This window comes from Sinimarinibacterium flocculans, from assembly GCF_003201205.1.
Lineage (GTDB): Bacteria > Pseudomonadota > Gammaproteobacteria > Nevskiales > Nevskiaceae > Solimonas > Solimonas flocculans.
On record NZ_QICN01000007.1, the window covers coordinates 63,357 to 84,570 of the forward strand.

Consider the following 21,214-nt stretch of genomic DNA (forward strand, 5'->3'; position numbering starts at 1 on the left):
TGGTGCATGCGTTGACGCTGCGCGCGCATTCGGCAACCATCCGGCATCTAGATCGCTAAAAACGCTCCTACAGAGTTCGCGGATGACGCAGCTTGTGAATCTGACCGTGATGCTCGCCGCGTTCTGGCTGCTGCTCTCCGGACACTACGCGCCGCTGTTCCTCGGCTTTGGCGCGTTCTCGGTGCTGCTGGTCGCGTGGCTGGCCCGACGGATCGACATCGCCGACGACGAGGCGCGCACGCTGAAGTGGCTGTTGCGCGTTCCGGGCTACTGGCTGTGGCTGTCGCTGCAGGTGATGCAGTCCGCATGGACCGTGGCGCGGCTGATCTGGACGCCCGGCGCCCGCATCGTTCCCGGTCTCGGCAAGGCCGGCGTGAGTGGGATGAGCGACGTGGAGCGCGCCGCCTACGCCAACTCGATCACGCTGACGCCCGGAACGCTGTCGATCACCGTCGACGAGCAGAGCATCGAGATCCACGCGCTGGATGCCGACACGCTACAGGCCATCGAGGCAGGCGACATGGAGCGGCGCCTGCGTCGCGCCGGACTGCACTGATGCTGCTCGCGGCGACGCTCGGCCTGCTCACCGCGATGCTGCTCGCGCTGGCGCGTGCCGTGCTCGGACCGACGCTCTACGATCGCATCCTCGCCGTGAACAGCTTTGGCACCAAGACGGTGCTGTTCATCGCGGTCGCCGGCTTTCTCGCCGGCCGGCCGGACTTTCTCGACATCGCCCTGGTCTACGCGCTGATCAACTTCATCGGCACCGTCGCCGTGCTCAAGCTCAGCCACTACGGCGAGTTCGGCGCCTCGGCCACCGGTGCGCACGGGGACGACCTGTGAGCACCCTGCACGTGGCGCTGCAGATCCTCTCCGATCTCGTGCTCGCGGCCGGCGTGCTGTTCGTGCTGACCGGCGCCGCCGGCCTGCACCGGCTGCCGGAGTTCTTCATGCGCACGCACGCCGCCAGCATCACCGACAGCGCCGGCGCCGGCCTGATCGTGCTCGGCCTGCTGCTGCGCACCGAGGAGTTCCCGACGGCGCTGCGGCTGGTGCTGATCGCCTTCTTCCTGATGTTCACCAGCCCCACGGCCTCGCATGCGCTGGCGCAGGCCGCGCTGGGCGACGGCTTCCGGCCCCAGGGCATCCGCGGGCGCAAGACCTCATGACCGGCTGGATGCTGATCGACATCGCGCTGTTCGCGATCCTGGTGGCAACCGGCATCGCCATCGCGCAGATCCGTCAGCTGTTCGCGGTGGCGATGCTGTCGGGCATCTTCAGCCTGACCAGCGCCTGCATCTTCGTGATGCAGGACGCCGTGGACGTCGCGTTCACCGAAGCTGCGGTCGGCGCCGGCATGACCACCGTGCTGTTCCTCGGCGCGCTCGCACTCACCCGCACCCGCGAAAAGGAGACGCCGCGTACGCGCAGCCTGCCGGCGCTGCTGGTGGCGGCTGCGACCGGTGCGGCGCTGGTCTACGCCAGCCAGGATCTGCCGGCCTTCGGCATTGCGGACTCGCCGGTGCAGACCCACCCGGTGACCGAGCGCTACCTCGTGACCTCCGCCGAGGAGATCGGCGTGCCCAACGTCGTCACCTCGGTCCTCGCCAGCTACCGCGGCTACGACACCTTCGGCGAGGTCGTCGTGATCTTCACCGCGGCGATCGCGGTGCTGATGCTGCTCGGTCACGGCGCGACGCGCGGCGTCGAGGAAGTGCCGCCGCCGATGCGCGACCGCCAACGCGTGCTGCGCGTCGTCGCCAAGCTGCTGATCCCGTACATCCTGCTGTTCGGCCTCTACGTGCAGTTCCACGGGGACTACGGCCCCGGCGGCGGCTTCCAGGCCGGCGTGATCTTCGCCGCCGGCGTGATCCTCTACGCACTGGTGTTCGGCCTCGACGCAGCGCGCAGCGGCGTGCCCATGCGCGTGCTGCGCCCGCTCGCCGCGACCGGCGTCGTCGTGTACGGCGGCGTGGGCGTCGCCACGCTGATGCTGGGCGGCAGCTTTCTCGACTACAACCGGCTCGCGCCGGACGATCCGGCCGCCGGCCAGCATCTGGGCATCCTGCTGGTGGAACTGGGCGTGGGCATCACCGTGACGGCGGCCATGATCATGCTGTTCTACAGCTTCGCCGGCCGCGGGGTGCGCCGCTCGTGAGCCTGCTGAGCCACTACAACTACTGGATCGCGATGGCGCTGATGATGATCGGCCTCTACGTCGTCATGAGCCACGCCAACCTGGTCAAGAAGATGATCGGCCTGAACGTGTTCCAGGTCGCCGTGTTCATGCTGTTCATCAGCCTGGGCAAGGTGCGTGGCGGCACCGCACCGATCCTGGACCCGCAGTTCACCGTGTATTCGCATCCGCTGCCGCACGTGCTGATCCTCACCGCGATCGTCGTCGGCGTGGCCACGACGGCGCTGGGCCTGGCGCTCGCGGTGCGGGTTCACGAAGCCTACGGCACCACCGACGAGGACGACGCGCTGCGGCGCGACGCGGCGGAGACACCGCAGCGATGACCGAACACCTGCCCGCGCTGCAGGTGGTGATCCCCCTGCTCGCCGCGCCACTGTGCGTGCTGCTGCGCAGGCCGGGCGCGGCCTGGGGCGTCTATGCCGCCACCGCGCTGGCGTCGTTGGCGATCTCGCTGCTGCTGTTCGCGCGCACCTTCGACGGTGGCACCCTGCGCTACGCACTGGGCGGCTGGCCCGCGCCCTTCGGCATCGAGTACGTGGTCGATGCGGTGAACGTGCTGCCACTGCTGCTGGTCAGCGTGCTGGCGGTCGCCGTGGCGATCTATGCGCCGCGCGCCGTCGCCTCGGAGATCGAGCGCCCGCGCATCTACCTCTACTACGCCTGCCTGTGCCTCTACCTGGCGGGCCTGCTGGGCATCGGCATCACCGGCGATGCCTTCAATGTCTTCGTGTTCCTGGAGATCTCCTCGCTCTCCGGCTACGCGCTCATTGCGATGGGCCGCCATCGCCGTGCGCTGCTCGCGGCGTTCCGTTATCTGGTGATGGGCACGGTCGGCGGCACCTTCGTGCTGATCGGCATCGGCCTGCTGTACGCGCTGACCGGTTCGCTGAACATGGCCGACCTTGCCGAGCGCGTGCCGCCGCTGTACGACAACCGTGCGCTGCATGCGGCGCTGGGCTTCATTGCCGTGGGCCTGGCGATCAAGGCCGCGGTCTTTCCGCTGCACGCCTGGCAGCCGGACGCCTATGCCGAATCTTCGAGCGCGGCCAGCATCATCCTCGCCGGCGCCGGCGCCAAGATCGCGCTCTACGCCTTCATGCGTTACGCCTACGGCATCTTCGGCGGCGAGCTCGTGGCCGAGGTGCTGCCGCTGGGGCGGGTGCTGCTGCTGCTGGGCGTTGTCGGCATGGTGCTGGGCTCGGCCGTCGCCTGCTTCCAGACCGACGTGCGCCGCCTGCTGGCCTGGTCGAGCATCGGCCAGATCGGCTACATCGTCGTCGGCATCGGCCTCGCCGATCCGGCCGGCCTGCGCGCCGCGTTCCTGCACCTGTTCAACCACGGCCTGATCAAGGGCGGGCTGTTCGCCGTCGTCGGCATCGTGCTGCTGCGAACGGGCGGCACGTCGCTCGATCACTTCGCCGGCCTCGCGCGGCGCATGCCCGGGACCTTCGCGACGCTGCTGCTCGGCGGGCTCGGCCTGATCGGCGTGCCGCTGACCGCGGGCTTCGTCAGCAAGTGGGCGCTGGCACAGGCGCTGATCGGCGCCCAACAGTGGTGGGTGCTGGCGGCGATGCTGGCCAGCTCGCTGCTCGCCCTAGTCTACGTCGGCAGGATCATCGAGACCGCATGGTTCCGTGAACCCCCCGGTGGCAAGGCCGCGCCGGCCGCACCCGGCATGAGCGCGACCGTCTGGATGCTCGCGCTGCTGACGCTGTGGATCGCGGTCGACAGTTCCGCCATTGCCGGCGTCGCCAGCCACGCCGCGCAGACCCTGCTCGGAGGCGCGCCATGAAGGCGGAGCTGATGCTGCTGGCGATGGCGCTGCCGCTCTGCGGCGCCGCCGGCCTGCTGCTGCTGCGCAAGCAGCCGAACCTGCGCGAAGCGGCGACGCTGGTGGCCGGCGTGGCGCTGGCCGCGCTGGTCGTCAGCCTGTGGCCCTACGTCGACGAGCGTCCGCGGCTGGAACTCTGGACCTGGATGCCGGGCCTGTCCTTCGCCTTCGAGATGGAGCCGCTGGGCCTGCTGTTCGCCAGCGTCGCCGGCTGCCTGTGGCCGGTCACCTCGGTATACGCGATCGGCTACATGCGTGCGGCGGAGGAGAAGAACCAGACGCGCTTCTATTTCTGCTTCGCCATCGCGATCTTCGCGGCGATGGTGATCGCCTTCGCCGGCAACGGCCTGACCCTGTTCGTCGGCTACGAGGTCCTGACCCTCGCCACCTGGCCGCTGGTCGCGCACAAGGGCACGCCGGAAGCGCGCAAGGGCGCCCGCATCTACCTGATCACCCTGCTGGTCACGTCCATCGGCCTGCTGCTGCCGGCGCTGGTGTGGACCTATGCGCTCACCGGCACGCTGGAGTTCCGCGACGGCGGAATCCTCGCCGGACATGCGTCGCCACAGGTGCTCGGCATTCTTTACGCGCTGTTCCTGTTCGGCATCGGCAAGGCGGCGCTGATGCCCTTCCATCGCTGGCTGCCGTCGGCGATGGTCGCGCCGACGCCGGTTTCCGCGCTGCTGCATGCAGTAGCGGTGGTGAAGGCCGGCGTGTTCACGGTGATGAAGGTCACCATCTACTTCTTCGGCATGGACGCGATGCGCTTTTCGGCGGTGGGCCAGCCCATGGCCTGGGTCGCGGCCTTCACCATCGTCGTCGCCGCCATCATCGCGATCCGCCAGGACAACCTGAAGGCGCGACTGGCGTACTCCACGGTGAGCCAGCTCAGCTACATCGTGCTCGGCGCCGCACTGGCCTCGCAGGACGCGCTGATCGAGGGTGCGCTGCACATCGTCACCCACGCCGCCGGCAAGATCACCCTGTTCTTCTGCGCGGGTGCGATCTACGTCGCCGCGCACAAGACCAAGGTGAGCGAGCTCGACGGCCTCGGCCCGCAGATGCCGTTCACCTTCGCCGCGTTCACGCTCGCCGGTATGTCGATCATCGGCCTGCCGCCGCTGGCCGGCAGCTGGGACAAGCTGCTGCTGATGGAAGGCGCGGTCGAAGCCGGCACGCCGGTGATGATGGGCGTACTGCTGGTCAGCTCGCTGCTCGGCATCGCCTACCTGATGCCGATTCCCATCCGGGCGTTCTTCATGCCCGAGCGTGGCGCGCCGGCAGCCGCCGACGACCCGTCCGGCGAGGCGCGCGCCGCGCGCACCCGCAAAATCCGGGAGGCCCCGTGGGCCTGCGTCGTGCCCCTGTGCCTGACCGCCCTGGCCTGCTTCTTCCTGTTCTTCTTCGAAGACCAGCTCGTCGAACCGCTCGCCCACCGCCTCGGCTACGGATGGCGCCTCGAATGAACGACGACAACGACCGCTGGCTCGACCGCCCGCGCAACGTCACGCGCCTGGTCTACGGCCTGTACGCGCTGTGCGCGGCGCTGCTGCTCGCCGACCTGATCTACGAGAAGCACGGGCACTTCGCGTTCGAGCACTGGTTCGGCTTCTTCGCATTCTTCGGCTTCGGCGCCTACGTGTTCATCGTACTGAGCGCCAAGGGGCTGCGGCGGCTGATCAAGCGCCCGGAAGACTATTACGAGCGGCGCGGCAAGGGAGACAGCGATGACTGAAGCGCTGCTCAATCCTGCGTTGCTGATGATCGGCGGCGGCCTGCTGCTGCCGCTGCTGCGCGACTGGCCGCGCAAGCTGTTCATGCTGCTGCTGCCGGCAGCCAGCCTCGCCGTGCTGATCGCCCTGCCCGACGGCGATGGCGGCGCGATCCAATTCTTCGGCATGACGATGGAGACGATCCGGGTCGACCGGCTGTCGTTCATCTTTGCCGTGATCTTCCACATCGCCGCCTGGCTCGCGGTGATCTACGCGCTGCACCTTAAGGACACGCTGCAGCACGTGGCCGCGACGGTCTATGCCGGCGCCGCGATCGGGGCCGTGCTCGCCGGCGATCTCGTCACGCTGATGCTTTACTGGGAGCTGACGGCGCTGTCGTCGGTGTTCCTGATCTGGGCGCGGCGCACCGAGCGCGCCTATCGCGTGGGCATGCGCTACCTGATCATCCAGGTCGGTTCCGGCGTGCTGCTGATCGCCGGCATCGCCGTGCGCTACGTGGCCACCGGCAGCGTCGACTTCGAGCGCATGGAGCTGGCCGAGCCGGGGGCACTGCTGATCTTCCTGGCCTTCGGCATCAAGTGCGCCTTCCCGCTGATGCACAACTGGCTGCAGGACGCCTACCCCGAGGCCACCGTCACCGGCACCGTCGTGCTGTCGGCGTTCACGACCAAGCTCGCGGTGTACGCGCTCGCGCGCGGCTTCCCCGGCACGGAAGAGCTGATCTGGATCGGCGCGGCGATGACCCTGTTCCCGATCTTCTTTGCCGTCATCGAGAACGACCTGCGCCGCGTGCTGGCCTACAGCCTCAACAACCAGCTCGGCTTCATGGTCTGCGGCATCGGCGTCGGCACCGAGCTGGCCATCAACGGCGCCGCCGCGCACGCCTTCGCGCACATCCTCTACAAGTCGCTGCTGTTCATGGCCATGGGTGCGGTGCTGTACCGCGTCGGCACGATCAAGGCCTCGGAACTTGGCGGCCTGTACAAGTCGATGCCGTGGACTGCGGCGTTCTGCATCGTCGGCTCGATGTCCATCTCCGCATTCCCGCTGCTGTCCGGCTTCGTCACTAAGTCGATGATCCTGACCGCGGTTGCCGAGGAGCACCTGTGGGTCGTCTGGCTGATGCTGCTGTTCGCGTCCGCCGGCGTGCTCGACCACTCCGGCATCAAGATTCCGTTCTTCAGCTTCTTCGCCCACGACTCCGGCAAGCGCTGCGACGAGGCGCCGCTGAACATGCTGCTCGCCATGGGCTTCACCGCGGTGCTGTGCATAGCCATCGGCCTGTACCCCGCGCCGCTGTACGCGCTGCTGCCGTTTGACATCGACTACAACGCCTACACGACCACGCACGTCATCACGCAGCTGCAACTGCTGCTGTTCGCCGCCGCCGGCTTCGCCGTGCTCTACCGCCGCGGCTGGTACCCGCCCGAGATTCCGTCGCTGAACCTCGACGTCGACTGGACCTACCGCCGCTTCGCCCCGGCCGTCTGGGATAGCGCCCTGCGCCTGCTCGCCACCGGCCGCGACCGCGTGCTGATGCCGCTGTCATCGTTCGCGCTGCGCTCGGCGACCCGCGCCAGTACCGCGCTGCGTCCGAACGGTCGCATCGCCGACGCCTGGACCACCGGGACCATGGTGCTGTGGACAGCGGTGCTGCTCGGGCTGTTCCTGTTGGCAAGTCTGATGCGGTAGTCGAGATTCGAGCCGCAGCTCCGGGGAAGTCGGCCGGCGAACAGGCCGGGTGTATACTGATGTGTATATACGCGGAGCCTGTCATGACCATTGCTAGAGTCTTCAAGTCCGGAAACAGCCAGGCGGTGAGGCTGCCCAAGCAGTTTCGTCTCGACGCACCGGAGGTCGAGATCTTCCGTCGCGGGGACGAGATTGTGCTGAAGGCCAGGCGGAAGGGCATGGCCAGCGCGTTTCATCTTCTCGCCGGCATGCCGGACGATTTCTTCCAGGACGGCCGCGACGATCCGCCGCCGCAGAAGAGAAAGGGGCTTTGAGGTGGCCCGCTTCCTGCTCGACACCAACATCTGCATCTACATCCGGCAGAAGCGTCCTCCGGAAGTTCTGGCGCGTTTCGAGAAGCTCAAAGCAGGCGATGCGGTTCTATCCGTCGTGACCTACGGCGAGCTTTTGTATGGCGCGCACAAGAGCAAGCAGCGCGAGATCGCGCTGGCACGGCTGGCAGACCTCGTATCGCTGTTGCCGGTTCTGGAGATGCCCTCGGCTGCGGCAGCCGAGTACGGCGAAATTCGCGCGAACCTCGAACGCAAGGGCGAGAAAATCGGCGGCAACGATCTCTGGATCGCAGCCCATGCCAAGGCAGAAGGCTTGATTCTGGTCACGAACAATGAGCGCGAGTTCAAGCGCGTGCCCGGATTGAAGCTACAGAACTGGGCAGCGAGCAGCTGACGTCGCGGGAACTCCTACTAACCCGCGCCCCGCGTCCGCGTTCGATGCGGCCGAGCGTTCTGCTCGACGAACTCGATGATGCGGCCGGCGACGTCGACGCCCGAGGTCGCTTCGATCCCCTCCAGCCCCGGCGAGGCATTGACCTCGATCACCATCGACCCCTGCGGCGTGCGCAGCAAATCGACGCCGGCGACGTTGAGGCCGACGATGCGCGCCGCGCGCACGGCGGCACGACGCTCGTCCGTCGTCAGCTTGACCGGTTCGGCGCTGCCGCCGCGGTGCAGGTTGGCGCGAAAGTCGCCGGCTTTCGCCGTGCGCCGCATGGCGGCAACGACCTTGCCGCCGACCACGAGGGCGCGGATGTCGGCGTTGCCGGCCTCGGCGACGAACTGCTGGACGAGGAAGTAGGCATCGAGGCCACGGAAGGCGTCGATGACTGAGCGGGCCGCCTGCGGGTTCTCGGCAAGCACCACGCCCTGCCCCTGCGTGCCCTCGACGAGCTTGAGCACCAGCGGGGCGCCGCCGACCAGGCCGATGACGCCGTCGGTGTCGTCCGGCGAATGCGCGAAGGCCGTGGCCGGCATGCCGACGCCGCGACGGGCGAGCAGTTGCAGCGCGCGCAGCTTGTCGCGGGCCCGCGTGATCGCGACCGATTCGTTGAGCGTGTAGACGCCCATCATCTCGAACTGGCGCAACACGGCGGTGCCGTAGAAGGTCACCGAGGCGCCGATGCGCGGGATCACCGCGTCGAAGCCGGCAAGGCGACGCTGGCCGTACCAGATCTCCGGCTTGCCGGGCTGCAGCTTCATGTAGCAGCGCAGCACGTCGATGATGCGCACCTGGTGGCCGCGCGCCTCGGCGGCCTGCTTGAGGCGCCGGGTCGAGTACAGGCGGCGGTTGCGCGACAGGATCGCGATTTTCATCGGTCTTCCTGACTACTAACGAACCTCAGCTGAGTGATAGCCGGGAGGACATAAGGCATTGTTCTGTAAGGCTACGTTGACCACGCTCCACTGGCGTCTGAGATTCGCGTCAATCCCGCGCCAGCGCTAACGTTGGCTGAGGTTCGTTAATAATCACGTCGGTCTTTGGAGTGGCGGCCCCTATAATCGGCCGTTCATGTGAAGGAGACTCGGCGATGACGGCAACCGATTTCAAGAGCTTCGACGACTTCTATCCGTACTACCTCGAAGAGCACTCCAACCGCACCTGCCGGCGGCTGCACTTCATCGGCAGCAGCATCGGCATCGCGCTGCTGGTCGCGGCCGTGGTCACGCTCAATCCCTGGCTGCTGCTGCTCGGCCTGATCCAGGGCTATGCCTGGGCCTGGGTCGGGCACTTCTTCTTCGAGCACAACAAGCCCGCCACGTTCAAATACCCGTGGATGTCGTTCAAGGGCGACTGGAAGATGTGGTGGCAGATGCTCACCGGCCGCATCAAGTTCTGAACATGGCGGACCTCGACGGCCGCGGTCTGCTCAGCGGGCTGGCGGACGGCAGTCTGGAAGCGGGGCAGTTCGGCCATCGCGATCACGTGCGGGCCGCGTGGCAATGCCTGCGCGAGGACCCGCTGCCGCAGGCCGCGCATCGCTTCTCCGGGCTGCTGCGCGACTTCGTCAAACGGGTGGGCGCCGAGGACAAGTACCACCACACGCTGACGCTGGCACTGATGCACCTGATCGACGTGCGCCGCCGCGAGACGCCGGGCGACTGGGACGACTTCGTCCGCGCCTACCCGGAGCTGTTCCGCGACGCCCGCAAGCTCGTGGAGCAGCACTACGCGCCGGACCTGCTGGATTCCGCCGAGGCGCGCCGCGCCTTCGTCGAGCCCAACCGCGCACCGCTGCCCTGATCACTTTTTAGTCAGCCCGGCGTAGAATGCGCGCCCTCGCGGAGCAGGGCATGAGTGACAACCGTTTCGATGTGATCGTGGTCGGTGGCGGGCATGCCGGCACCGAGGCTGCGCTGGCCTCGGCCCGCGCCGGCGCGCGCACGCTGCTGGTCACGCAGAACATCGAGACGCTGGGACAGATGTCCTGCAACCCGGCCATCGGCGGCATCGGCAAGGGCCATCTGGTCAAGGAGATCGACGCGCTGGGCGGCCTGATGGCGCGCGCAGCCGACCGCGCCGGCATCCACTTCCGCATCCTCAATGCCTCGAAGGGGCCGGCGGTGCGCGCGACGCGCGCGCAGGCCGACCGCATGCTCTACAAGTGGGTGGTGCGCGAGGCGCTGGAGAACCAACCCGGCCTGTCGCTGTTCCAGCAGGAGGTGGAGGACCTGATCGTCGACGGCACGCAGGTGCGCGGCGTGGTCACCCGCCTGGGCCTGCGGTTCCACGCGCCCTGCGTGGTGCTGACCACCGGCACCTTTCTGGGCGGGCGCATCCACGTGGGGCTCACGCAGCATGCCGGCGGCCGCGCCGGCGATGCGCCGAGCCTGCCGCTAGCCGCGCGCCTGCGTGAGCTGCATCCGCGCGTCGGCCGGCTCAAGACCGGGACGCCGCCGCGGCTCGACGGCCGCACGATCGACTGGGCGCAGCTCGACGCGCAGCCGGGTGACACGCCGGAACCGGTGTTCTCGTTCCTCGGCAGCGTCGCCGAGCACCCGCGCCAGATCAGCTGCCACATCACGCACACGAATGCGGCGACGCACGAAATCATCCGCGAGGGCTTCGAGCGCTCGCCGATGTTCACCGGCGTGATCGAAGGGACCGGCCCGCGCTACTGCCCGAGCGTGGAAGACAAGGTGCACCGCTTCGCCGACCGCGACCGCCACCAGATCTTCCTGGAGCCGGAGGGGCTCAACACGCGCGAGGTGTATCCCAACGGCATCTCGACCTCGCTGCCCTACGACATCCAGGAGCGCTTCGTGCGGACCATCCTCGGCCTGGAGCAGGTGCGCATCACCCGGCCCGGCTACGCGATCGAGTACGACTACTTCGACCCGCGCGACCTGCAGCGCTCGCTGGAAACCAAGGTCATCGGCGGCCTGTTCTTCGCCGGCCAGATCAACGGCACGACCGGCTACGAGGAGGCCGCGGCGCAAGGCCTGCTCGCCGGCCTCAACGCCGCGCGCAAGGCGCGCGAACTGCCGGCCTGGGAGCCGCAGCGGTACGAGGCCTACCTGGGCGTGCTCGTGGACGACCTGATCACGCGCGGCACCTCCGAGCCCTACCGCATGTTCACCTCGCGCGCCGAGCACCGGCTGCTGCTGCGCGAGGACAATGCCGACCGCCGCCTGACGCCGCGCGGTCGCGAGCTGGGCCTGGTGGACGACACCCGCTGGGCAGCGTTCAACGCCAAGCAGGATGCCATCACCCGCCTGCACGACGACCTCGATCGGCTGTGGCTCAAGCCCGCACAACTGCGCGAGCCTGCACTCGTCGCCGTCTTCGGCGACGCACCGGACGATGGCGGGCTCTCGGGCCTCGACCTGCTGCGCCGGCCGCAGGGTTCCTGCGCCGTGCTGCAGCGGCTGGGCCTGCTCGACGCCGGAATCGATGCGGCGATCGCCGAGCAGGTGGACATCGACACCAAGTACGCCGGCTACGTCCGCCGCCAGCAGGCCGAGATCGAGCGCGGCCAGCGCTATGAGCACGCGGCGCTGCCAGCGGACTTCGACTACGGCGGCGTCAGCGGCCTGTCCAACGAGGTGCGCCAGAAGCTGAAGGACCACCGGCCGCAGACCATCGGCCAGGCCGCGCGCATTTCCGGGGTGACGCCGGCGGCGGTTTCGCTGCTGATGATCCACCTGAAGAAGCGTGGTGCGTTGCGCGCGGGATAGCACTCGCAGCGGGCGCGGCCGCGTTCATGATGGATTCAGCGCCGCGGTCTAATCTCAAGCTCATGCACACAGGACGTGTGCGCCGAGACAAGGGAGTGTCGATGCAGACCTAGCGTGTTGCCCCGGACGAGCCGCTGCCCCGCGCAGCCGCAGCACGCAGATCGAGCACCCTGACCGAGCCCCCCCCTGCCCCGCAGCCCCCCGCGGGGCAACCCCCGAGCCCTCCCGTTCCCCAAGCGGGAGGGCTCACCTTTTTGTGCCGCGCCTTTCGCCGATGGGCGTCTCAGGCGCGGCGCCGCGGCGGCAGATAATGCAGCAGTCGCGGCCCATGCTCGTTGAGCCAGCGCTTGTGGACTTCGAAGTCCGGCATCTGTCGCTCCACCAGCGCCCAGAAGCGCGGCGAGTGGTCCATGTGCACGCGGTGACACAGCTCGTGGACGACCACGTAGCGGAACGCCGCCGCCGGCGCCATGACCAGGCGCCATGACAGCGAGATAGTCCCGTCCGGGCCGCAGCTTCCCCATTGCGTGCGCGGGTCGCGCACCAGCAGCGCGTGCCAGCGCACCCCCAGGCGCGCCGCCTCGGCGTCGAGCAACTGGCGCGCCAGCGTCTGAGCGCGGCGCATCAGCGCGTGCCGCAGCGCGCGCTCCAGCCGCGCCGGCTCGCGGCAGGTCGCGGGCGGGGCGAACACGGTGACGACCTCGGGTTCCAGGCGGACCTGTATCTGGCGCAGCGTCGCCGGCTCGATGCACACCGGCACCAGTTGCCCGCCGAACAGGATCTCGTCGGTGCCGTCCCAGCGCGCGCGCGCCGGCACCGGCGCACGCACCTCCAGCTCGGCCAGCTTGTCGCGCACCCAGGCCTCGCGGGAATGCAGGAAGGCCAGGGCCTCGGCCCGCGGCACCCAGCGCGGATAGACGAGCACGACCTCGCGATCGGGGCGGACTTCGATGCGCAGATTGCGGGCACGCGCGCTGATGCGCTCGCGCAGCGCGTAGTCGGCGCGGAACAGATCGAGCTGGCTGTCCGCTGCTTGACAATCGCGGCCTGTCATCTGCCGTCGCCGGTCGGTAATTTTTTGTTCATGCCCGGAGCCAAGCCCCGATCTTGCGGCGTTTGCTGCGCCGCACATCGGCCTTATCCACAAGCTTATCCCCGGTCGCTGTCGATAAATGTTCAGCGCGCGTTGGGTTTCGTCGGTCAGCGCGCGGCATAGCCGATGCGCGCGAGCACGCCGTCGAGTTCGTCGAGCGAATGAAACCTGACGCGCAGTTCACCTTTGCCGGCCTTGTCCGCCTGCACCGTCACCGGGCAGGCAAGCAGATCGGACAGCTCGCGCTCCAGCACCTGCCAGTCGCCGGGCTTGCCCGGCTTGAAGACGATCTTGCGCGCGCGGGCGGCGGCGAGCTTGCGCTCGAGCTGGCGCACCGACAGGCGGTGGCGGATGACCTCGTCGGCCCAGCGCAGCTGCTCGTCGAAGGCCAGCGCGGCAAGAATCTTGGCGTGCCCGGGGTTCAGGTGTCCCTCGTTGACCAGGGCCTGCACCGGTGGCGCGAGGTTGAGCAGGCGCAGATAGTTGCTCACGTACTCGCGCGACTTGCCGACGCGCTCGCCGATCTCCTCGTGCGTCAGCTCGAACAGCTCGCCCAGCCGCTTGAGGCCGGACGCGGTTTCCATCGGCGTGAGCGATTCGCGCTGCAGGTTCTCGATCAGGCCGATGACGAAGGCTTCGGTGTCCGACAGATCGTCGCGCACGATCGCCGGAATCTCGTGCAGGCCGGCCTGCTGGGCCGCGCGCCAGCGGCGCTCCCCGGCCAGCAGCTCGAAGCCCCACACGCGCGTGCGCAGCACCACGGGCTGCACCACGCCGGACTCGCGGATGCTCTCGGCCAGTTCGGTGAGGGCTTCGGGATTGAAGTAGCGGCGCGCCTGCTGGCTGCCGGGCCGGATCAGATCGATCGGCACCTCGCGGACCTGACCGGCGGCCTTGTTGGACGTCATGCGCACATTGTACGGGCCCCGCCGGCACTCATCCGCCCGACGGCGGAGTCACGCAACGGCAACGTGGAATAATGCCGGCTCCTTCAAGAACATCTGCCGCCATGGAAGAGCACTACCGCGCGATCATCGAGTCGGTCGGCGAGAACCCCGACCGCGAGGGCCTGCTGCGCACGCCGCACCGCGCCGCGCGCGCGATGGAGTTCCTGACCCAGGGCTACGAGCAGGACCTGGGCGAGATCGTCAACGGCGCGGTGTTCGAGTCCGGCAACGACGAGATGGTCATCGTCAAGGACATCGAGCTGTATTCGCTGTGCGAGCACCACCTGCTGCCGTTCTTCGGCCGCGCGCATGTCGCCTACCTGCCCAGCGGCAAGGTCATCGGCCTGTCGAAGATTCCGCGCATCGTCGACATGTACGCGCGCCGGCTGCAGATCCAGGAGAACCTGACGCAGCAGATCGGCCAGTCCATCGAGGAGGTGACCGGTGCGGTGGGCGTCGCGGTCGTCATCGAGGCGAAGCATCTGTGCGCGATGATGCGCGGTGTCGAGAAGCAGAATTCGAGCATGATCACCTCGGTGATGCTCGGCCGCTTCCGCGACGATCCGCGCACGCGCCAGGAATTCCTGGAGCTGATCCGCAGTTCCGGACGCTGAGCGCGCCGACGGCCGGGCATGCTCAGGCCGTTGAATCTGGCTAGAATTTGAGCTCGTCTGGTACGACGATTGCGTATCGAATCCTGATGTCGAGGAACCGCCATGCTGTCATCTGACAAGAATCCCGACCTCGGCGCCCAGCGCGATGTGCTGGACGCCGTCGCGCCGCAGGTTGCCGAGTTCATGCAGCGTCATCGCGACAGCCGCAAGCTGTGGATGCCCAGCGACCTGCTGCCGGCACACGAGCAGAGCGACGCCGAGCACGACGCCGAGATCGCGGCGCTGCGCGAGCGCGCCCGCGGCCTGCCGGACAGTGTGCGCGTCGCGCTGGCGCTGAACCTGCTGACCGAGGAAGGTCTGCCGCACTTCCACCGACTGGTCGCGCAGTACATGGGCCACGACGGCGTCTGGGCCGAGTGGAACAACCTGTGGACCGCCGAAGAGGATCGCCACGGCTGCATCCTGCGCGACTACGTGCGCGATGCCCGCCTGTTCGACATGCGCGCGCTCGAACAGATGCAGTACGAGTACATCGAGTCCGGCTTCAACCCGGAGTGGAAGGACGACCCCTACCGCCTGCTCGCGTACACCAGCCTGCAGGAGAAGGCGACGCAGACCTCGCACGCCAATGCCGGCCGCCTCGCCGGCCAGTACGAACCCAAGCTGCAGAAGATCCTCGCGCACATCTGCGCCGACGAGGCGCGGCACTACGCGTTCTACCGCGACAGCTTCACCGCCGTGCTCAAGGCCGACACCAACCGCGCACTGGCGGCGCTGGCCTCGATCGCGCCGGCGCTGGCGATGCCAGGCCACAACATCGCCGGCTACGCCCAGATGTCGGAGGTCGAGCGCCGCGCCGGCATCTACGGCCCACGCGAATACCTCCGGCTGATCGAGGACCTGCTCAAGCACTGGGCCATCGACAAGCTCGACGGCCTTTCCGCCGTCGGGCGCGCCGCGCAGGACAAGGTGATGCAACTGCCCAAGCGCCTGCAGCGCATGGCCGAGTACATCGAGTCCAAGGCGCACACGCGCAGCTTCTCGTTCGACTTCATCTACCAGCGCGCCTTCGAGATGGCCGCCGGCCGCGGCGGCTGAGCGCCGGCCAGGAGGCTGGGCGGCAGGAACCGCCCAGGCGCCTAGCGCAGCACCCGGAAACCGGGGCCGAGCGGCGGCGATTCCGCTGCCGCCCACGCCAGATCGTCGACCCGGGCCGCGGGCGGCCCGTGGCACAGCCACTCGCGCAGTCGTTCGAGTGCCTCCGCGGGGCCTGCGGCGACGCCCTCGACGCTGCCGTCGGCGCAGTTGCGCACCCAGCCCTCCACACCGAGCCGCGTTGCCTCGTCGGCGGTCGACTGGCGGAAGTACACGCCCTGCACCCGTCCGCGCACCGTGAAGCGATATGATGCCGGCATCCGCTTTGATCTCCGACGAACCGGGCCCCACCCGAGCACATCCATGTTAAGGCGAATCCGCCGGCGCATCGGCCGGCTTGTCTCCATGCCGGCGCCGCCGACCGTCGATGGTGCGCGTCAGCTTGCGTTCGCCGCGGAACTGCCGGTGGGCCAGGACCTGCCGCTGTGGCGCGTGCAGGTGCAGATGGTCAGCGAGCCGCATGCCGACGGCGAGCGCCTGCGGTTGCGCGCGCACCTGCAGACCAACTTCGCCAGCGCGCTGCGTCCTGCGCTGCAGCAGGATGCCGGGCACGCTACCCGCCCCGCGATCGGCAGCGACGGGCGCACGGCGCTGAGCCTGGCGCAACGCGCCGGTGGCGTGGTGCAACGCGTCGCCGCCCGGGCGCTGGACGTGCCGGCGCTGCGCACGCTTGCCGAACCGCTGCTGCAGCTCGATCTGAACAGCTGGGTCGAGGTCCAGGCGTCGACCGCATCACTCGCGGACGGCAGCCATCAGTTGCTGCCGCAACAGGACAAGCTCGCGGCGCTCGGCATCCGCCCGAAACGCGCGGCGGACCAGCCGGTGGCCGAGTCCTGGGCCGGCGAGGCGCCAGACGGGTTCGCACAGGTGTCGGTGCTGCAGATCGACAAGCGTCATCTTCCCGAACGGCTGCGCCAACAGATGGGCGAGCGCCCGTTCTCGCTCGCCGCAGCGATCGTCAATACCGCGCAACAAAAGTAGCGCGTGGATACGAGCGCGCGCAGGCGCGAGGTGCTGACGCTGTCGCTGCCGATCCTCGGCGGCATGCTGTCGCAGAACCTGCTGAACCTCGTCGACGCGTGGATGGTCGGCGACCTCGGCCCCGCCGCACTGGCGGCGACCGGCCTGGCGAGCTTCCTCAATTTCATGGCCGTGGCCTTCATCACCGGATTCTCGCCGGCGGTGCAGGCGATTGCCGCACGCCGCATCGGCGAGAACCGCCACGACGAGGCGGCCGCGCCGCTCAATGGCGGCCTGCTGTTGTCGCTGGGACTGGGCGTACCGCTCGCCGCAATGCTCGTGCTCGCGTCGCCGGCAATCTTCGCCGCCCTGGTCGATGACGCGGACGTGGTGCGCGAAGGCGTGCCCTATCTGCAGTGGCGCCTGGTCGCCATCGCCGCCGTGGGCATGAACTTCTCGTTCCGCGGCTACTGGAGCGCGGCCAAGCTCACCGGCCTGTACCTGCGCACGCTGGTGACGATGCACGTGCTCAACGTGCTGTTCAGCTATGCGCTGATCCATGGACTGTTCGGCCTGCCGGCACTCGGCACCGCCGGCGCCGGACTCGGCACGACGCTGGCGATCTTCGTCGGCACTGCGCTCTACCTGCGCCTGGGCCTGCTGCACGCACGCGCGCAGGGCTTCCTGCAGCGCCTGCCGACGGCCGAGCAGTTCCGCAGCCTGCTGGCCATCGGCCTGCCCTCGTCGGTGCAGCAACTGCTGTTCGCCAGCGGCTTTGCGGCGCTGTTCTGGATCGTCGGCCAGGTCGGCACCGCGGAGCTGGCCGTTGCCAACGTGTTGACGACGGTCACGCTGACCGCCGTGCTCCCCGGCATCGCCCTGGGGATCGCCGCGGCCACGCTCTCGGCGCAGGCGCTCGGCCGGCGCGAACCCGAGCTGGCGCATCGCTGGGCCTGGGATGTCTATCGCACCGGCATCTGGATCTTCGTGGCACTTGCCGCGGCGATGCTGCTGCTGCCCGGACCGCTGCTCGCGGTATTCGTGCGCGATCCGGTCCTGGTCGACATCGGCGTACTGCCGCTGCGCCTGGTCGGTGCCACGATCCTGCTCGACGGGCTCGGCCTGATCATGATGCAGGCCCTGCTCGGCGTCGGCGCAAGCCGGCTGGTGATGCTGGTCGCCACCGGCATGCAGTGGGGCCTGTTCCTGCCCGTCGCCTACCTGCTGGGCCCGGTGCTCGGTTACGGGCTGACCGCGATCTGGCTGGCGATGGGCAGCTATCGACTGCTGCAGGCCGGCATCTTCATCGTCGCCTGGCAGCGCCGGGACTGGGTGCGGATCACGGTCTAGGACGTTACGGTACCTGTTTTACGGATTCCGTATCACGGAATATACTGGGCCATGATCCGCTCCTTCGCGTGCCGGGACACCGAAGCGCTGTTCAACAGCCGAGCCGTTGCGCGCTTCCGGAACATCGAACGGGCAGCCAGACGAAAGCTGCTGCAGATTCATGCGAGCACCGCTCTGTCCGCTCTGCGCATTCCGCCCGGCAACCGGCTCGAAGTGCTCAAAGGCGATCGGAGCGGCCAGTACAGTATCCGCATTAACGATCAGTGGCGGGTGTGCTTCATCTGGCGCGATCAGGGTGCTCATGACGTCGAGATCGTCGACTATCACTGAGAGACGGGCTGAGAGACGGGCTGAATAACGAGGACTTCGACATGGCCAAGATGCTGGATGAGATTCACCCGGGCGAGATTCTGCTCGAAGAGTTCATGAAACCGATGGGCATCACGGCACGCCAGCTGGCGGCGGATATCGACGTTTCACCGAGCCGCATCAGTGAGCTGGTCAATGGGATGCGCCCGGTGACGGCCGACACCGCGTTGAGGCTCGGGCTTTTCTTCGACATGGACCCGCGCTACTGGATGAACCTGCAGACCGAATTCGATATGCGCGTGGCGCTACGCGAGAACAAGGCTCGCATCGCGGCCCGCGTGCGAACGTTCCGCGCTCAGGCAGCCTGACGACTGTCAGCGGCCGTCGGCCAGATTCACCGCGAGCAAGGCTTTCGAGCGGCGCCAGACGTCGCCGACGATGCCGATGGTCACGACGCCGCCGAAGACCACCGACGGCACCGTGCCCATGAGGCGCGCGGCAAGCCCGGACTCGAAGGCGCCGATCTCGTTCGACGCCGAGATGAAGATGCTGTTGACCGCCTGGACCCGGCCGCGCAGATGGTCCGGCGGCGTGGTCTGCATGATGGTGTTTCGGATCACCACGCTGACGCTGTCGAAGGCGCCGGTCATGAACAGGGCCGCGATCGACAGCCACCACAGCTCGGAGACCGCGAACACCAGCGTGGCGACGCCGAAGCCGAGCACCGCCAGCAGCATGTTGCGCCAGGCCTTCTCCAGCGGCGGCCACCAGGTGCAGGCGATGATCGTCAGCAGCGCGCCCACGGCCGGCGCAGCACGTAGCACGCCCAGCCCTTCGGGCCCGACCTCGAGGATGTCCTCGGCGAAGATCGGCAGGATGGCGACCACGCCGCCGAACAGCACGGTGAGCATGTCCAGCGTGATCGCGTAAAGGATGATCGGTGTGCGCCGGACGTAGCCGAGCCCCTCGCGCAGGCTGGCCCAGACCGTCTGCAGGCCGGCGGGGTCGGGCGACACCGGCCGCGGCCGGATACGCAGCAGCAGCACCTGCACCGAGACGATCAGCGCCATGACCACGATCAGGCTGCCGGTCAGGCCGAGCGCCGCATAGGCGATGCCGCCGGCGACCGGTCCCAGGATCGCGGCCGCCTGCCAGAACGTGCCGCTCCAGGTGGCGCTGTTGCCGTAGATCGCACGCGGCACCAGGAACGGCCGCAGCGACGCCATCGCCGGCGAGTAGAAGCCGCGGGCAAAGCCGAGCACGCCGATCATCGCGTAGACCAGCCACAGCCACGCGGTCTGCGACAGGCGCTCGCGCAGCGGCGTCCACGCGATCAGCGCAAGCACCGCGGAGGCGATGAGCATGACGAGCAGCGCAAGCTGCATGATGCGGCGCTTGTCGAAACGGTCGGCGACGTGGCCGCCGAACAGCGCCAGCGCGATGAAGGGCACCGCTTCGGCCAGGCCGATCAGGCCCAGCGACAGCGGGTCGCGCGTGACCAGGTAGAGCTCATAGGCCAGCGCGATCTGCTGGATCATCAGCGCGCCGGTCAGCAAGAAGCTGCCGCAGATCAGTGCGACGAATTCCGGGTACCGCAGCGCCGCGTAGGGATCGCGGCGCGTGAACGGCTGCGGATCAGGCTCGGACAGGACCCGGCTCCAGACGCGCGATCACCGCCTGCGCCAGCAGTTCGCGGGCGCGCACGACGATCTCCTCCATCGCCGGCGTGCGGGCGAAGTTGCGACGCGCGCGCCGGTACAGCTGGTCGACACTCGGCAGCTCGGCGTGGATCAGGTGCGCGACGTGCTCGCGCCCATGCACCAGCTGCTCGGCCCAGCGGCGGCGCCACTCGTCGAAGCTCGCCCCCGGATTGAGCTCGGCCCAGCGCTGCTGCATGCGACGGACGATGCGATCGGCGCAGAACGAGTGCGCCAGATGCGCGGCGACGCGTTCCTTGAGCCCTTCGGTCAGCGGGCGGTCGCCCGCGAGCACATGTGCCGGGGGATCGCGCAGCTCCGAGACCAGCCCGATCTTCTCGAGGCCGCGCAGCACGTAGTAGGTCACGTCGACCTCCCACCATTTGAAGCCCTGGCGCGCCGAGGCCATGTAGTAGTGGTGGTTGTTGTGCCAGCCCTCGCCGAGCGACAGCAGCGCGAACAGCCAGTTGTTGCGCGAGTCGTCACCGGTGAGATAGCGCTGCTTGCCGAAGACGTGCACCAGCGAGTTGATGCAGAACGTCGCATGCCACAGCAGCACCGTCGACCAGAAGAAGCCGACGACCAGCGCCGACCAGCCGCCGATCAGCCACACCGTCAGGCCCATCACGGTGCCCGGCAGCCAGTGATGCCGGTCGAGCCAGCGCAGTTCCGGGTACTGCAGGAACTCCGGCACGCGCTCGTAGTCGGCCTGCTGCGCCTGCGCGTTGAAGATCCAGCCCAGGTGCGCGAACCAGAAGCCGTAGTGGCGCGGCGAATGGCTGTCGAGCGGGGTATCCGAGTGCTTGTGATGATCGCGGTGCTTGGCCGCCCACCACAGCGCACCGGATTGCAGCGAGGACTGCGCCAGCGCCGCGAGCAGGAACTGCATCACGCGACCGGTCTTGTACGCACGGTGCGCGAAATAGCGGTGATAGCCGCCGGTGACGCCGAACATGCGCACGGCGTACAGCGCGAGGCACAGGCCGACGTCGCCCCAGGACACACCGGTCCAGATGGCGCCCAGGCAGGCCAGGTGGATGGCGACGAACAGCACCAGCATCGGCCAGCTGGAGGGGTCGATGCTGCGGGAGGCGAGCGGAGTCTGCATGCGGGGCTCTGGCTGGA

General features: G+C 68.3%; 26 protein-coding genes. 20 read left to right on the plus strand and 6 right to left on the minus strand.

Features of this window, described 5'->3' with window-relative positions:
- Window positions 1-82 precede the first annotated feature (82 nt).
- From C8D93_RS12975 to vapC, 11 genes are all read left to right on the plus strand, one after another.
- Window positions 83-556: a Na+/H+ antiporter subunit E gene (locus C8D93_RS12975; protein WP_170124022.1), complete on the plus strand. Its 474-nt coding sequence runs from the start codon at window positions 83-85 to the stop codon at window positions 554-556.
- A complete protein-coding gene (locus C8D93_RS12980) occupies window positions 556-843 on the plus strand; it encodes an MrpF/PhaF family protein (RefSeq protein ID WP_110265632.1) in 288 nt (95 codons plus the stop codon). Before C8D93_RS12975 ends, C8D93_RS12980 begins: the two co-directional genes overlap by 1 nt.
- Entirely contained in the window at window positions 840-1,169 is a 330-nt protein-coding gene (gene mnhG, locus C8D93_RS12985) for a monovalent cation/H(+) antiporter subunit G (protein ID WP_110265633.1), read from the plus strand. Before C8D93_RS12980 ends, mnhG begins: the two co-directional genes overlap by 4 nt.
- On the plus strand, window positions 1,166-2,158 hold the full coding sequence (locus C8D93_RS12990) for a DUF4040 domain-containing protein (protein ID WP_211307332.1): 993 nt from the start codon (window positions 1,166-1,168) through the stop codon (window positions 2,156-2,158). The genes mnhG and C8D93_RS12990 overlap by 4 nt, the downstream gene beginning before the upstream one ends.
- Window positions 2,155-2,520, plus strand: coding sequence for a cation:proton antiporter subunit C (locus tag C8D93_RS20965; protein WP_211307333.1), 366 nt, complete (start codon window positions 2,155-2,157; stop codon window positions 2,518-2,520). Before C8D93_RS12990 ends, C8D93_RS20965 begins: the two co-directional genes overlap by 4 nt.
- Complete coding sequence (locus C8D93_RS12995; protein WP_110265634.1) at window positions 2,517-3,989, plus strand: monovalent cation/H+ antiporter subunit D family protein; 1,473 nt, start codon at window positions 2,517-2,519, stop codon at window positions 3,987-3,989. Before C8D93_RS20965 ends, C8D93_RS12995 begins: the two co-directional genes overlap by 4 nt.
- Window positions 3,986-5,494: a proton-conducting transporter transmembrane domain-containing protein gene (locus C8D93_RS13000; protein WP_110265635.1), complete on the plus strand. Its 1,509-nt coding sequence runs from the start codon at window positions 3,986-3,988 to the stop codon at window positions 5,492-5,494. The genes C8D93_RS12995 and C8D93_RS13000 overlap by 4 nt, the downstream gene beginning before the upstream one ends.
- Complete coding sequence (locus tag C8D93_RS13005) at window positions 5,491-5,763, plus strand: hypothetical protein (protein WP_211307334.1); 273 nt, start codon at window positions 5,491-5,493, stop codon at window positions 5,761-5,763. The genes C8D93_RS13000 and C8D93_RS13005 overlap by 4 nt, the downstream gene beginning before the upstream one ends.
- The gene (locus C8D93_RS13010; RefSeq protein WP_110265637.1) at window positions 5,756-7,453 is read left to right on the plus strand and encodes a Na(+)/H(+) antiporter subunit D; all 1,698 of its coding nucleotides are present in this window, start codon (window positions 5,756-5,758) and stop codon (window positions 7,451-7,453) included. Before C8D93_RS13005 ends, C8D93_RS13010 begins: the two co-directional genes overlap by 8 nt.
- Window positions 7,454-7,536: 83 nt before the next feature.
- Window positions 7,537-7,767, plus strand: a complete 231-nt coding sequence (locus tag C8D93_RS13015) for an antitoxin (RefSeq protein WP_110265793.1) — start codon at window positions 7,537-7,539, stop codon at window positions 7,765-7,767.
- Between the two features lies 1 nt (window position 7,768).
- Window positions 7,769-8,179, plus strand: coding sequence for a type II toxin-antitoxin system tRNA(fMet)-specific endonuclease VapC (gene vapC, locus C8D93_RS13020; RefSeq protein WP_110265638.1), 411 nt, complete (start codon window positions 7,769-7,771; stop codon window positions 8,177-8,179).
- A gap of 17 nt (window positions 8,180-8,196) precedes the next feature.
- Here the strand turns inward: vapC and rimK are convergent, their stop codons facing one another.
- The gene (gene rimK, locus C8D93_RS13025; RefSeq protein WP_110265639.1) at window positions 8,197-9,102 is read right to left on the minus strand and encodes a 30S ribosomal protein S6--L-glutamate ligase; all 906 of its coding nucleotides are present in this window, start codon (window positions 9,100-9,102) and stop codon (window positions 8,197-8,199) included.
- 215 nt (window positions 9,103-9,317) lie between these two features.
- On the opposite strand from rimK, the gene C8D93_RS13030 reads away from it, so the two are divergent.
- Genes C8D93_RS13030 through mnmG form a run of 3 tightly spaced genes read left to right on the plus strand, consistent with a single transcriptional unit; the run spans window position 9,318 to window position 11,964 of the window.
- Window positions 9,318-9,626, plus strand: a complete 309-nt coding sequence (locus C8D93_RS13030; protein ID WP_110265640.1) for an Mpo1-like protein — start codon at window positions 9,318-9,320, stop codon at window positions 9,624-9,626.
- Window positions 9,627-9,628: 2 nt separating this feature from the next.
- A complete protein-coding gene (locus C8D93_RS13035; protein WP_110265641.1) occupies window positions 9,629-10,030 on the plus strand; it encodes a hypothetical protein in 402 nt (133 codons plus the stop codon).
- 50 nt (window positions 10,031-10,080) lie between these two features.
- The gene (mnmG, locus tag C8D93_RS13040; protein WP_110265794.1) at window positions 10,081-11,964 is read left to right on the plus strand and encodes a tRNA uridine-5-carboxymethylaminomethyl(34) synthesis enzyme MnmG; all 1,884 of its coding nucleotides are present in this window, start codon (window positions 10,081-10,083) and stop codon (window positions 11,962-11,964) included.
- Window positions 11,965-12,247: 283 nt separating this feature from the next.
- Here mnmG and C8D93_RS13045 read toward each other — a convergent pair whose 3' ends face one another.
- The gene (locus C8D93_RS13045) at window positions 12,248-13,018 is read right to left on the minus strand and encodes a M48 family metallopeptidase (protein ID WP_170124023.1); all 771 of its coding nucleotides are present in this window, start codon (window positions 13,016-13,018) and stop codon (window positions 12,248-12,250) included.
- 146 nt (window positions 13,019-13,164) lie between these two features.
- Entirely contained in the window at window positions 13,165-13,965 is an 801-nt protein-coding gene (locus tag C8D93_RS13050; RefSeq protein WP_110265643.1) for a ParB/RepB/Spo0J family partition protein, read from the minus strand.
- Between the two features lie 101 nt (window positions 13,966-14,066).
- Between C8D93_RS13050 and folE the strand changes: the two genes are divergently transcribed.
- Window positions 14,067-14,618, plus strand: coding sequence for a GTP cyclohydrolase I FolE (gene folE / locus C8D93_RS13055; protein ID WP_211307336.1), 552 nt, complete (start codon window positions 14,067-14,069; stop codon window positions 14,616-14,618).
- 102 nt (window positions 14,619-14,720) lie between these two features.
- Window positions 14,721-15,716: an acyl-ACP desaturase gene (locus tag C8D93_RS13060; RefSeq protein WP_110265645.1), complete on the plus strand. Its 996-nt coding sequence runs from the start codon at window positions 14,721-14,723 to the stop codon at window positions 15,714-15,716.
- A 41-nt stretch (window positions 15,717-15,757) separates the two neighbouring features.
- Here C8D93_RS13060 and C8D93_RS13065 read toward each other — a convergent pair whose 3' ends face one another.
- Entirely contained in the window at window positions 15,758-16,033 is a 276-nt protein-coding gene (locus C8D93_RS13065) for an acylphosphatase (RefSeq protein ID WP_110265646.1), read from the minus strand.
- An 85-nt stretch (window positions 16,034-16,118) separates the two neighbouring features.
- Here C8D93_RS13065 and C8D93_RS13070 point away from each other — a divergent pair, with 85 nt between their 5' ends.
- From C8D93_RS13070 to C8D93_RS13085, 4 genes are read left to right on the plus strand one after another with little or no spacing between them, the layout of a single operon-like run.
- On the plus strand, window positions 16,119-16,754 hold the full coding sequence (locus tag C8D93_RS13070; RefSeq protein ID WP_110265647.1) for a hypothetical protein: 636 nt from the start codon (window positions 16,119-16,121) through the stop codon (window positions 16,752-16,754).
- Window positions 16,755-16,757: 3 nt separating this feature from the next.
- A complete protein-coding gene (locus C8D93_RS13075) occupies window positions 16,758-18,083 on the plus strand; it encodes an MATE family efflux transporter (RefSeq protein WP_211307337.1) in 1,326 nt (441 codons plus the stop codon).
- A 51-nt stretch (window positions 18,084-18,134) separates the two neighbouring features.
- Window positions 18,135-18,413, plus strand: coding sequence for a type II toxin-antitoxin system RelE/ParE family toxin (locus C8D93_RS13080; RefSeq protein ID WP_110265648.1), 279 nt, complete (start codon window positions 18,135-18,137; stop codon window positions 18,411-18,413).
- A gap of 41 nt (window positions 18,414-18,454) precedes the next feature.
- The gene (locus C8D93_RS13085; RefSeq protein ID WP_110265649.1) at window positions 18,455-18,760 is read left to right on the plus strand and encodes a HigA family addiction module antitoxin; all 306 of its coding nucleotides are present in this window, start codon (window positions 18,455-18,457) and stop codon (window positions 18,758-18,760) included.
- Between the two features lie 6 nt (window positions 18,761-18,766).
- Here C8D93_RS13085 and C8D93_RS13090 read toward each other — a convergent pair whose 3' ends face one another.
- Both C8D93_RS13090 and C8D93_RS13095 read right to left on the minus strand, forming a co-directional pair.
- Entirely contained in the window at window positions 18,767-20,041 is a 1,275-nt protein-coding gene (locus C8D93_RS13090; RefSeq protein WP_110265650.1) for an MFS transporter, read from the minus strand.
- A complete protein-coding gene (locus C8D93_RS13095) occupies window positions 20,028-21,197 on the minus strand; it encodes an acyl-CoA desaturase (RefSeq protein ID WP_245903907.1) in 1,170 nt (389 codons plus the stop codon). Before C8D93_RS13095 ends, C8D93_RS13090 begins: the two co-directional genes overlap by 14 nt.
- Between the last annotated feature and the right edge of the window lie 17 nt (window positions 21,198-21,214).